Here is a 12062-nt window from a genome sequence, read left to right as displayed (position 1 = left end):
CTTGCCCGCTCCACATTCTTTTGGCCTGCGCCCATCATCGCAGCATCGGTAACAGTCTATTGCGCTGCACAATGTACTAACTGGTTACTTATCTTGCTAAAATCGCGCTTTGCCCTCTCTCACTCGAGTCTTTTCGACATGAAACGAGCATCGCGCGCCGCTGGCGTCTCACGTTTTCTTCTGCTGGGCCTGGGCGTAATCATCGTCCTGCTCGGCCTTGCGCTCGCTGTCGGCGGCGCCAAACTGGTCAGCCTGGGAGGTTCCTGGTACTTCCTGGTTGGTGGCGTGGTCATGGCCATTGCCGGGCTGTTGATTGCCCGGCGCAAGCCGGCGGGCGCATGGTGGTTCGCCGCGTTCCTGGTCGGCACGGCCGTCTGGGCCGTGACCGATGTAGGCCTGGTGTACTGGCCGCTGTTCTCGCGACTGTTCATGTTCGCGGTGATCGGCATCGTGGTTGCGCTGGTCTATCCATTGCTGGTCGGCAAACCGGCGCGCGGCGCGTATGGCGTTGCTGCCGTGCTGGCGCTGGGCGCGGCGGTGGCGGCGGGCAATATGTTCGTCGCTCACCCAAGCGTAGCGCCGACCGGTGCCGGCCCTGGCATCACCCCGGTGGCTGCGGCCGATGCCCAGAAAGACTGGGCACACTACGGCAACACCGAAGGCGGCAGCCGCTTCGCCGCGCTGGACCAGATCAATCGCGACAACATCGACAAGCTCAAAGTCGCCTGGACCTACCGCACCGGTGACGTGGCCATCAGCGACGGCAACGGCGCCGAAGACCAACTCACGCCCCTGCAGATCGGCAACAAAGTATTCATCTGCACCCCGCACAACAACCTCATCGCGCTCGACGCCGACACCGGCAAAGAGCTGTGGAAGAACGAGATCAATGCCCAATCGGCGGTCTGGCAGCGTTGCCGTGGCATGGCCTACTTCGACGCGACTGCGCCGATTGCCCAGCCGACCCAACCGAACAGTTCGCCGGTGATCGCCGCCAGCGTGCCCGCCGGTGCGCAATGCCAGCGGCGCCTGCTGACCAACACCATCGATGCACGTCTGATCGCCGTGGATGCCGACACCGGCAAGTTCTGCGAAGACTTCGGCAACCACGGCCAGGTGGATCTGAAAGCAGGGCTGGGCAATGTCCCGGACAGCTACTACCAATTGTCTTCCGCGCCGTTGATGGCCGGTACCACCGTGGTGGTTGGCGGACGCGTTGCGGATAACGTCCAGACCGATATGCCGGGCGGCGTGATCCGTGGCTTCGATGTGATCAGTGGCCAGATGCGCTGGGCGTTCGACCCCGGCAACCCGCAAGACAAGCAGGCGCCGGCCGACGGCAGCACCTATGTGCGCAGCACCCCGAACAGCTGGGCGCCGATGTCCTACGACCCGCTGATGAACACGGTTTTCCTGCCGATGGGCAGCTCATCCACCGACATCTACGGTGTGGAGCGCACCGAGCTCAATCACAAATACGGCGCTTCGGTACTGGCGCTGGACGCCTCCACCGGCGCAGAGAAATGGGTCTACCAGACGGTTCACAATGATCTGTGGGACTTCGACCTGCCGATGCAACCGAGCCTGATCGATTTCACCCCGCCCGGCAGCGACAAGGCGGTACCCGCGGTGGTGATCGGCACCAAGGCCGGGCAGATCTACGTGCTCGACCGCGCCACCGGCAAGCCGTTGACCGACGTGCAGGAAGTGCCGGTGAAAGCTGCGAACATTCCCAACGAGCCGTATTCCCCCACCCAGCCCAAATCAGTGGGCATGCCGCAGATCGGCGCGCAGACCCTGACCGAATCGGACATGTGGGGCGCCACGCCGTATGACCAGTTGCTGTGCCGCATCGACTTCAAGGGCATGCGTTACGACGGCCTGTACACCGCGCCGGGTACCGATAAATCCTTGAGCTTCCCGGGCTCGTTGGGCGGCATGAACTGGGGCAGTATTTCCACCGACCCGGTGCACGGTTTTATCTTCGTCAACGACATGCGCCTGGGCCTGTGGATCCAGATGGTGCCATCGCAGAACAAGGCCCTGGCCGCCTCCGGTGGCGAAGCGCTGAACACCGGCATGGGCGCCGTGCCGCTCAAGGGCACGCCGTATGCGGTGAACAAGAACCGCTTCCTGTCGGTGGCCGGCATTCCGTGCCAGGCGCCGCCGTTCGGCACCTTGACCGCCATCGACATGAAGACGCAAAAAATCGCCTGGCAAGTACCGGTCGGCACCGTTGAAGACACCGGCCCCCTGGGCATCCGCATGCACCTGCCGATCAAAGTAGGCCTGCCGACCCTCGGCGGTACGCTGTCGACCCAGGGTGGCCTGATCTTCATCGCCGGCACCCAGGACTTCTACCTGCGCGCCTTCAACAGCGGCAACGGTGATGAAATCTGGAAAGCCCGCCTGCCCGTTGGCAGCCAGGGCGGCCCGATGACCTACGTGTCGCCGAAAACCGGCAAGCAATACATCGTCGTCACTGCCGGCGGTGCGCGCCAGTCCACCGACCGTGGCGACTACGTGATCGCCTACGCCTTGCCGTAACCACCCTCTGTTCGCGCGGTGCGCCCGCACCGCGCTTTGTGTCTGGAAAATCCCCCCATGAACCCTACTTCTCATATCGCCCTTGGGCGCCTGGTGCTGGGCCTGGCCTTTGTTGCCGCCCTGCCCGCCCAGGCCGACGACACCACCCTGACCGGCGACTGGGGCGGCCTGCGCCGTGAACTCGACGAACGCGGCGTGCGTTTTACCGGCGACTACAGCGGCGAGACCGCCTACAACGCCCACGGCGGCCAGCATCGCTCGGCGCGCTATTCGCAGAATCTAAAACTCGGTGTGCAGTTCGACCTGGGCAAGCTCTACGGTTTCACCCATGACGACCGCATCCAGCTGACCGTCAACGACCGGCGCGGCAACAGCGCCTCCGATGACCTGGTGGGCAACCGCCTGCCGATCCAGGAAAATTATGGCGGCCTGTATACGCGCCTCACCGAACTGAGCTATGAGCGCACGCTGTTCACCCCGGCGCTCAACGTCAAGCTCGGCTACATGGCCATGGGCAATGACCTTGGCGGCCTGGACAGCGGCATCCTGTGCAATTTCATGAACGCCGGTTTCTGCGGGCATCCGCTGAACATGTCGGGCGGCAGCGGCTGGGCCAACTACCCGAACGCGCACCTGGGCGCCCGCGTGAAATACGACTTTTCGCCGAGCTGGCAACTGCGCGTGGCGGCGTTCAATGTCGACCCGTCCAGCAACGGTAATTCCAGCCGCGCCTGGCACCTGGGGCCCAAGCACACCACCGGCACCGTGGTGCCCATCGAGCTGATCTACAAACACGCCGGCAGCCTGCCGGGGGAATACAAGCTGGGTTACTACTACGACAGCTCCGATGTAAAACGCATCGGCAGCAACAAGGAGGTCGGCGGTCGCGGCGGCCATTACCTGTTGATCGACCAGGCCGTGTGGGCTTCCCGGTCATCCCAGGGCCGCAGCCTGCACGCCTTCGGTCAGTATTCGGCGGCCAGCGAGGCGGCGTCGCCGTTCAGCAAGTGGTATGGCGCCGGGGTGGTGCTGTACAAACCGTTCGGAGGCCGCCCGCGTGACACCGTCGCCCTGGGTTATGGCCGCGCAGTGCCGAACCCGCGCAGTCGCGACGTGCAGGCGCTTGCCGCGTTCAATGCCGACCGCCCCTACCCTGGCCTCGACAGCGCCGAGCAGTTGATCGAACTCAGTTATGGCTATCAAGCCACGCCCTGGCTGACCCTGCGACCGGACGTGCAATACATCATCGAACCGGGGGCGTTCTCCGGCGAAAGCATCGACGATGCACTGATCCTGGGTTTGCAAGTCAAGGCGGTGTTCTAAGCCACGCCTTGCTGGTACTGCCTCGGCGTACACCCGTACTCACGGCGAAACACCGTGTGCAGGTATTGCGCCGATGTGAACCCGCAGGTCTGCGCAATATCGGCAATCGCCAGCGCCCGGTTTTCCAGGCCCTTGGCGGCGGCGGCGAGTTTGAAGCGCAGGATCTCATCGTGCACGCTGCACCCGCGCACCTTGCGAAAGTGCGACTCCAACGATGAACGCGACACCCCGACATACGCCGCCACCTGCGCGGTCTTGATGCCCTGGCACGCATACTGGCGAATGAACAGCAGGGCCTGCATCACATAGGGATTGCCCAACGGTTGATGCAGGCTGGAGGCCTGCACGTTGATCGCGTCCGGCGGCACCAGCACCTGCGTACCTGCACAGGGTTTGCCATGCAGCATCTGGTGCAGCAGCGCTGCGGCGGTGCGGCCCATGGTCTCGGTGCCCTGGATCACCGAACTTAGCGGCACCCGCGTCAGGGTGCGGGTCAGCGGGTCGTTGTCGATACCGATCAGCGCCACTTCCTCAGGCACTGCAATGCCCGCCGTCAGGCAAGCTTGCAGCAGTTGCCGGGCACGGGCATCGGTCACCGCAATAATGCCGATGGGCTTGGGCAAGCTGTGCAGCCAGGCGATCTGCTGCTCCACCGCGCTGTCCCATAACGGCGCGCTGGTGCCCAGGCCACGGTACACCTCGACGTGCAGGCCATCGCGCTGCATCAAGCGGCGAAAGGCCTTTTCACGCTCCTGGGCCCAGCGATTGGCCTGGGCTTCGGGCAGGCTGAAACAGGCAAACCGCGTCAGCCCGGCCTCGATCAGGTGCTCGTAGGCCAACTTCATCAAGGCGTGGTTATCGGTCGCCACATAGGGAATGCCCTTGGGGTATTGGCCGGCGTCCTCATACGAACCGCCCACCGCCACCACCGGTATTCGGCTCCCGGCCAACGCCTCGCCGATCAGCGGGTCATCGAAGTCGGCAATGATGCCATCGCCCTGCCAACGCTCGATGCCGCGCAACCGGCAGAGAAAATCTTCTTCCAGAAACAAATCCCAGGACGCCCGGGTGCTGCTCAGGTAATTGCCGATGCCGGCGATGATGCCGCGGTCGTAGATTTTGCTGCCGTTGAAGAGCAAGGCGATGCGGTGAACGGGCGGTAGGGTTTTCATTGTTTTTGTCCTGAGGCCAGTTGAGACAGACTAGACCTGACTGCACAAAATCGCACCATCCCTTGGTGATTTTCATAATCAGCAGCCCCAGTGCCGTTGCTAGTATCCAGACACCGCCAAGAACAATAAGGAAAACGCCATGCCGTACTTCCCCGGTGTCGAGCAGGTTCGCTTCGAAGGCCCTGCCAGCGATGCCCCTCTCGCCTTTCGCCACTACGACGCCAACAAGTTGATCCTCGGCAAACCCATGCGCGAGCACCTGCGCATGGCCGCCTGTTACTGGCACACCTTTGTGTGGCCAGGGGCGGATATGTTTGGCGTGGGCACCTTCAAGCGACCGTGGCAGCGCAGCGGTGACCCGATGGAGTTGGCCATCGGCAAGGCGGACGCGGCCTTCGAGTTCTTCTCCAAGCTGGGCATCGATTACTACAGTTTCCACGACACCGATGTGGCGCCCGAAGGCAGCTCGCTCAAGGAATATCGCAACCACTTTGCGCAGATGGTCGATCACCTGGAGCGTCATCAGGAACAGACCGGTATCAAGCTGCTGTGGGGCACCGCCAATTGCTTCAGCAACCCGCGGTTTGCCGCTGGTGCCGCGAGTAACCCCGACCCAGAGGTGTTCGCCTACGCCGCTGCCCAGGTGTTCAGCGCGATGAATGCCACGCTGCGGCTCAAGGGCTCCAACTATGTGCTGTGGGGCGGCCGTGAAGGCTATGAAACCCTGCTCAATACCGACCTAAAGCGCGAGCGGGAACAGCTCGGCCGGTTCATGCGCATGGTGGTGGAACACAAACACAAGATCGGCTTCAAGGGCGACCTGTTGATCGAGCCCAAGCCCCAGGAGCCGACCAAGCACCAGTACGATTACGACAGCGCCACGGTGTTCGGCTTCCTGCATGAGTACGGCCTGGAGCACGAGATCAAGGTGAACATCGAAGCCAACCACGCGACGCTGGCCGGGCACAGCTTTCATCATGAGATCGCCACCGCCGTGTCCCTGGGGATTTTCGGCAGCATCGACGCCAACCGTGGCGACCCGCAGAACGGCTGGGACACTGACCAATTCCCCAACAGCGTCGAGGAAATGACCCTGGCCACCTATGAGATTCTCAAGGCCGGCGGGTTCAAGAACGGCGGCTACAATTTCGATTCCAAAGTGCGCCGCCAGAGCCTGGATGATGTGGACCTATTCCACGGCCACGTAGCGGCTATGGATGTACTGGCCCTGGCCCTGGAACGCGCGGCAGCGATGGTGCAGAACGACCGGCTGCAGCAGTTCAAGGACCAGCGTTATGCCGGCTGGGACCAGCCGCTGGGCAAAGCCGTACTGGCGGGCGAGTTCAGCCTGCAATCCCTGGCCGAACACGCGTTCGCCAACGAACTGGACCCCCAGGCCGTGAGTGGGCGCCAGGAGATGCTGGAGGGTGTGGTCAACCGATTTATCTACACCTGACTGTGGCGAGGGAGCTTGCTCCCGCTGGGTCGCGAAGCGGCCCCGTCTACAGGTTCTGCGGTTTACCTGATATACCGAGGTGTCTGGTTTTGGGGCTGCTTCGCAGCCCAGCGGGAGCAAGCTCCCTCGCCACAGTGTCTTTCCAACAACAATAAAAGGACGCACCACCATGAAGTCATTCAAACGTACCCTGCTCGCCACCGCCCTGGCCCTGCTCGCCCTGCCGGTGATGGCCGATTCGGCGCACCCGAAAATCGGCTTTTCCATCGACGACCTGCGCCTGGAACGCTGGTCCCGAGACCGCGATTACTTCGTCGCGGCGGCGGAAAAGCTCGATGCCAAGGTGTTCGTGCAATCGGCCGATGCCAACGAGCAGAAGCAAATCTCGCAGATCGAAAACCTCATCTCACGTGGCGTCGACGTGATCGTTATCGTGCCGTTCAATGCCACGGTGTTGACCAACGCGGTCGCCGAAGCCAAGAAGGCCGGGATCAAAGTCGTGTCTTACGACCGGCTGATTCTCAACGCGGACATCGACGCCTACATTTCCTTCGATAACGAAAAGGTCGGCGAAATGCAGGCCAACGGCGTGCTGCAAGCGGCGCCCAAGGGCAATTACTTCCTGCTCGGCGGCGCGCCGACCGACAACAATGCCAAGGTGCTGCGCGAAGGCCAGATGAAAGTGCTGCAGCCGGCTATCGACAAGGGCGATATCAAGATTGTCGGCCAGCAGTGGGTCAAGGAATGGAACCCCACCGAGGCGCTGAGCATCGTCGAGAACGCCCTGACCCGCAATAACAACAAGATCGACGCCATCGTCGCCTCCAACGACGCCACCGCCGGCGGTGCGATCCAGGCGCTGGCCGCGCAGAAGCTGGCAGGCAAGGTGCCGATTTCCGGGCAGGACGCTGACCTGGCGGCGATCAAGCGCGTGATCGACGGTACCCAGACCATGACCGTCTACAAGCCGCTCAAGTTGATCGCCACCGAGGCGGCCAAACTGTCGGTGCAGTTGGCGCGCAATGAAAAACCCACCTATAGCTCGCAATACGACAATGGCAACAAACAGGTCGACACCATCCTGCTCACGCCGACGCCGCTGACCAAGGCCAATATCGACGTGCTGGAGAAGGACGGGTTCTACACCAAAGAGCAGATCGCCGGGCAATGACCGCCATGGCCGCCGACTACTTGCTGCAAATGAACGGCATCGTCAAAAGCTTTGGCGGTGTCAACGCCCTCGACGGCATCGACATCAAGGTACGGCCAGGGGAATGCGTCGGCCTGTGTGGCGAGAACGGCGCCGGCAAATCCACCTTGATGAAGGTGCTGTCGGCGGTCTACCCGTACGGCACCTGGGAGGGCGAAATCCTCTGGGACGGGCAGCCGCTCAAAGCCCAGTCGATCAGCGAAACCGAGGCCGCCGGCATCGTCATCATCCACCAGGAATTGACCCTGGTGCCCGACCTGTCGGTGGCCGAGAACATCTTCATGGGCCACGAGTTGACCCTGCCCGGTGGGCGGATGAATTACCCGGCGATGCTGCACCGCGCCGAGGCGTTGATGCGCGAACTCAAGGTGCCGGACATGAACGTCGCGCTGCCGGTTTCGCAGTACGGCGGCGGCTACCAGCAACTGGTGGAGATCGCCAAGGCCCTCAACAAACAGGCGCGCCTGCTGATCCTGGACGAGCCCTCCTCGGCCCTGACCCGCTCGGAGATCGAGGTGCTGCTCGACATTATCCGTGACCTCAAGGCCAAGGGCGTGGCCTGTGTGTATATCTCGCACAAGCTCGATGAAGTGGCCGCCGTGTGCGACACCATTACAGTGATTCGCGATGGCAAGCACATAGCGACCACCGCCATGGCCGACATGGACCTCCCACGGATCATCACGCAGATGGTCGGCCGCGAGATGAGCAACCTCTACCCCACCGAGCCCCACGAGGTGGGCGAGGTGGTGTTCGAAGCGCGCAACGTCACCTGCTACGACGTCGACAACCCCAGGCGCAAACGCGTCGACGATATTTCGTTTGTGCTCAAGCGTGGCGAAATCCTCGGCATTGCCGGGCTGGTGGGCGCCGGGCGCACGGAACTGGTGTCGGCGCTGTTCGGCGCCTACCCCGGCCGTTACAGCGCCGAGGTATGGCTGGAGGGCCAGGTGATCGACACGCGCACGCCGCTCAAGTCGATCCGCGCGGGGCTGTGCATGGTGCCCGAGGACCGCAAGCGCCAGGGCATCATTGCCGACCTGGGCGTGGGCCAGAACATCACCCTGGCGGTGCTCGACACCTACGCCCACCTGACCCGCATCGACGCCGAAGCCGAACTGGGCAGCATCGATCAGCAGATCGCCCGCATGCACCTCAAGACCGCCAGCCCGTTTCTGCCGATCACCAGCCTGTCCGGTGGCAACCAGCAAAAAGCCGTGCTGGCGAAAATGCTGATGGCCAAGCCCAAGGTGCTGATCCTCGATGAGCCCACGCGCGGGGTGGATGTGGGGGCCAAGTATGAGATCTACAAACTGATGGGCGCGCTGGCGGCCGAGGGGGTGTCGATCATCATGGTGTCGTCGGAGCTCGCTGAAGTGCTCGGCGTGTCCAACCGCGTGCTGGTGATCGGCGACGGCCAGCTGCGGGGGGATTTCATCAATCAGGGGCTCACCCAGGAACAGGTGCTCGCCGCTGCGCTCAGCCAAAATAACAATGATCGGAAGACCGCGTAGATGAATCAGGTCAAACACCTTTTCACCCGCTACAAAATGCTCGCCCTGGTGATCGCCGTGGCGTTCATCTGGCTGTTTTTCAGCTGGCAGACCGACGGCGGCTTCCTCACGCCGCGTAACCTGTCCAACCTGCTGCGGCAGATGTCGATCACCGGGATCCTGGCGTGCGGCATGGTGCTGGTGATCATCAGCGGCGAAATCGATTTGTCGGTGGGTTCGTTGCTGGGCTTGCTGGGTGGGCTGGCGGCGATCCTGGATGTGGTGTACCACATCCCACTGCTGGCCAACCTGAGCCTGGTGGCGTTATGCGGCCTGATGATCGGCCTGGCTAACGGCTACATGACCGCCTATCTGCGCATCCCCTCGTTCATTGTCGGCCTGGGCGGGATGCTGGCGTTTCGTGGGATTTTGCTGGGCATCACCGGCGGCACCACCATCGCACCGGTGTCGCCGTCGCTGGTGTACGTCGGCCAAGGGTACCTGCCGCACACCGTGGGCATCGGCCTGGGTGCAGTGCTGTTCGCGCTGACCCTGTTCCTCACCTGGAAACAACGGCGCAACCGCGCCCTGCATGGCCTGGCCGCGCACTCTCTGATGCGCGACGTACTGCGCGTGGTGCTGATCGGCGCGGTGCTGGCCGGGTTTGTCACCACCCTCAACAGCTATGACGGCATTCCGGTGCCGGTGTTGCTGCTGCTGGTGCTGCTCGGCGTGTTCAGCTACGTCACCAGCCAGACCGTCTTCGGCCGTCGCGTGTATGCGGTGGGCAGCAATATGGAAGCCACGCGGCTGTCCGGCATCAACGTGCAGGCGGTGAAACTGTGGATCTTCGGCATCATGGGCGTGATGTGCGCCCTCGCCGGCCTGGTCAACACCGCCCGCCTGGCCGCCGGCTCACCGTCGGCGGGCAATATGGGCGAGCTGGACGCCATCGCAGCGTGCTTCATCGGCGGCACCTCGATGCGCGGCGGGTCGGGCACGGTATATGGCGCCTTGCTCGGGGCGTTGGTGATTACCAGTTTGGATAACGGCATGTCGATGCTGGATGTGGACAGTTACTGGCAGATGATCGTGAAGGGCAGCATCCTGGTGCTGGCGGTGTGGGTGGATGTGAGTACACGGGCGGGACGCCGGTGAACCCTGTGGGAGGGGGCTTGCTCCCGATGGCGCAGTGCCAGTCGATATTCATCAGCTGATACACCGCTATCGGGAGCAAGCCCCCTCCCACACTGTCCTCATTTTTCCTCGGGGGTGATCGCCAAGGCTAGCAACGGGGGATGACCGTCCCACGCAGGAGCGCGGAAACGATCGGTGTCTGCGGTCAATCCTTCTCGACCAGAGCAGTGTTGCCGTCCCATCCGCCACCCAGCGCCGCAATCAATTGCACGCTCGCCACCAGCCGCGACTGCAGCAAGGTCAATACCGTGCGCTCGTTGCTCAAGGCCGTTGCCTGCACCGTGACCACGTCCAGATAAGCGATCAACCCGGCCTTGTACTGGTTCTCGGTCAACCGCAACGACTCGCGGGCAGCCTCCAGCGCTTCGTTGCTGACCACCGCTTCGTCCGCCAGCACCTTGAGCTGCACCATGTAGTTTTCCACTTCGCGGAACCCATCCAGCACGGTCTGACGGTACTTGGCCACGGTCTCGTCATAACTGGCCACGCTGCGGTCGACTTCCGCCGAGCGCTGGCCGCCGTCGAACAGGGTCATAGCCAGCTTCGGGCCCACCGACCAGAAGCGGTTTGGCAGGCTGATCCAGTCTGCATAGGTGCTGCTGGAATAGCCCCCCGCCAGGCTCAAGGTCAAGTCGGGGTAATAGGCAGCCTTGGCCACGCCGATATTGGCGTTGGCCGCGATCACCGAGCGTTCCGCCGAGGCGATATCCGGGCGACGCTCCAACAGGTGCGACGGCAGGCCGACGGGAATCTGCGGCAGTGCCGGGATGTCTTTGCTCACGGCCAGGCTGAAATTGGCCGGTGCTTCACCGATCAATACCGCAATGGCGTTTTCCAATTGCGCGCGCTGCCAGATCAGGTCGATCAGGCTGGCCTGGGTAGTCTTGAACTGGGTTTGCGCCTGGGCGATGGCGTCCTTGCCGGCCACACCGGCGCGGTATTGGTTTTCGGTCATTTGCAGCGAGCGCTGGTAGGTGTCCAGGGTGGCTTGCAACAAGCGTGTCTGTTCGTCCATGACTCGCAACTGCAAATAGCTCTGCACCAGCTCCGACTGTTGGCTCAGGCGCATTGCGGCCAGGTCGGCCGAGCTGGCCTCGGCACTGGCTTCGTTGGCCTCCAGGCCTCGGCGCAATTTGCCCCAGATATCGGCTTCCCAGCTCACGCCCAACTGCGCATTGAGGGTGTCGCGGATACCACTGCTGGAACTGCTGAGGCTGGCGCTGCTGCTACCGGTGCCCTGGCTGGCGCGGGTTTTACCGACGCTCAGGTCGACGCTGGGGTAAAACGCCCCGCGAGCACTGCGCACCAGTGCCTGGGCCTGGCGAAAGCGCGCCTCGGCCTGGGCGACGGTCTGGTTGGAGGTGTTGAGGCGCACCACCAGGTCGTTCAATTGGCGGTCGCCGTACAGCTCCCACCATGCGCCACGGGCCAGGGAATCACTTGGATTGGCCTGGCGCCAGCCCTGGGCTTGCTTGAATTGTGCCGGTTCGACCACGGCCGGCCGCTGGTAATCAGGACCGATGGCGCAGGCGCTGAGTAGCACACCAGAGATAACCAGGGTAAGCACCCTCATACCCTTGCCGAGACTCGCGCTGTGGCGAGGGAGCTTGCTCCCGCTGGAGGGCGGAGCACTCCCAGGCGCTTTTGGGGCCGCTGCGCAGCCC

At 63.0% G+C, this 12062-nt stretch carries 8 protein-coding genes; 6 read left to right on the top strand and 2 right to left on the bottom strand.

Features of this window, described 5'->3' with window-relative positions:
* Positions 1-138: 138 nt before the first annotated feature.
* Both C4J87_RS10375 and C4J87_RS10370 read left to right on the top strand, forming a co-directional pair.
* The gene (locus C4J87_RS10375; RefSeq protein WP_124366689.1) at positions 139-2547 is read left to right on the top strand and encodes a glucose/quinate/shikimate family membrane-bound PQQ-dependent dehydrogenase; all 2409 of its coding nucleotides are present in this window, start codon (positions 139-141) and stop codon (positions 2545-2547) included.
* A 57-nt stretch (positions 2548-2604) separates the two neighbouring features.
* Complete coding sequence (locus C4J87_RS10370) at positions 2605-3870, top strand: carbohydrate porin (RefSeq protein WP_124366688.1); 1266 nt, start codon at positions 2605-2607, stop codon at positions 3868-3870.
* On the opposite strand, the gene C4J87_RS10365 is transcribed toward C4J87_RS10370, so the two are convergent.
* On the bottom strand, positions 3867-5042 hold the full coding sequence (locus C4J87_RS10365; RefSeq protein WP_124366687.1) for a XylR family transcriptional regulator: 1176 nt from the start codon (positions 5040-5042) through the stop codon (positions 3867-3869). The genes C4J87_RS10370 and C4J87_RS10365 overlap by 4 nt on opposite strands.
* Positions 5043-5181: 139 nt before the next feature.
* Between C4J87_RS10365 and xylA the strand changes: the two genes are divergently transcribed.
* From xylA to C4J87_RS10340, 4 genes are all read left to right on the top strand, one after another.
* Positions 5182-6498, top strand: a complete 1317-nt coding sequence (gene xylA, locus C4J87_RS10360) for a xylose isomerase (RefSeq protein WP_124366686.1) — start codon at positions 5182-5184, stop codon at positions 6496-6498.
* A gap of 169 nt (positions 6499-6667) precedes the next feature.
* Complete coding sequence (gene xylF, locus C4J87_RS10350) at positions 6668-7669, top strand: D-xylose ABC transporter substrate-binding protein (protein WP_124366685.1); 1002 nt, start codon at positions 6668-6670, stop codon at positions 7667-7669.
* Entirely contained in the window at positions 7666-9222 is a 1557-nt protein-coding gene (xylG, locus tag C4J87_RS10345; protein WP_124366684.1) for a D-xylose ABC transporter ATP-binding protein, read from the top strand. The genes xylF and xylG overlap by 4 nt, the downstream gene beginning before the upstream one ends.
* Positions 9223-10359: a sugar ABC transporter permease gene (locus C4J87_RS10340; protein ID WP_124366683.1), complete on the top strand. Its 1137-nt coding sequence runs from the start codon at positions 9223-9225 to the stop codon at positions 10357-10359. It begins immediately after the preceding gene.
* Between the two features lie 184 nt (positions 10360-10543).
* Here the strand turns inward: C4J87_RS10340 and C4J87_RS10335 are convergent, their stop codons facing one another.
* The gene (locus tag C4J87_RS10335) at positions 10544-11971 is read right to left on the bottom strand and encodes an efflux transporter outer membrane subunit (protein WP_124366682.1); all 1428 of its coding nucleotides are present in this window, start codon (positions 11969-11971) and stop codon (positions 10544-10546) included.
* Between the last annotated feature and the right edge of the window lie 91 nt (positions 11972-12062).

It is taken from the genome of Pseudomonas sp. R1-43-08 (genome assembly GCF_003852255.1).
GTDB lineage: Bacteria > Pseudomonadota > Gammaproteobacteria > Pseudomonadales > Pseudomonadaceae > Aquipseudomonas.
The sequence above is the reverse complement of the archived record's forward strand: the minus strand, read 5'-3'. Positions and strand labels throughout refer to the sequence as shown.

Excerpts from the sequence above, each read along its gene's own strand:
- C4J87_RS10375 (WP_124366689.1), top strand. The coding sequence starts at position 139 with ATGAAACGAGCATCGCGCGCCGCTGGCGTCTCACGTTTTCTTCTGCTG.
- C4J87_RS10370 (WP_124366688.1), top strand. The coding sequence starts at position 2,605 with ATGAACCCTACTTCTCATATCGCCCTTGGGCGCCTGGTGCTGGGCCTG.
- C4J87_RS10365 (WP_124366687.1), bottom strand. The coding sequence starts at position 5,042 with ATGAAAACCCTACCGCCCGTTCACCGCATCGCCTTGCTCTTCAACGGC.
- xylA (WP_124366686.1), top strand. The coding sequence starts at position 5,182 with ATGCCGTACTTCCCCGGTGTCGAGCAGGTTCGCTTCGAAGGCCCTGCC.
- xylF (WP_124366685.1), top strand. The coding sequence starts at position 6,668 with ATGAAGTCATTCAAACGTACCCTGCTCGCCACCGCCCTGGCCCTGCTC.
- xylG (WP_124366684.1), top strand. The coding sequence starts at position 7,666 with ATGACCGCCATGGCCGCCGACTACTTGCTGCAAATGAACGGCATCGTC.
- C4J87_RS10340 (WP_124366683.1), top strand. The coding sequence starts at position 9,223 with ATGAATCAGGTCAAACACCTTTTCACCCGCTACAAAATGCTCGCCCTG.
- C4J87_RS10335 (WP_124366682.1), bottom strand. The coding sequence starts at position 11,971 with ATGAGGGTGCTTACCCTGGTTATCTCTGGTGTGCTACTCAGCGCCTGC.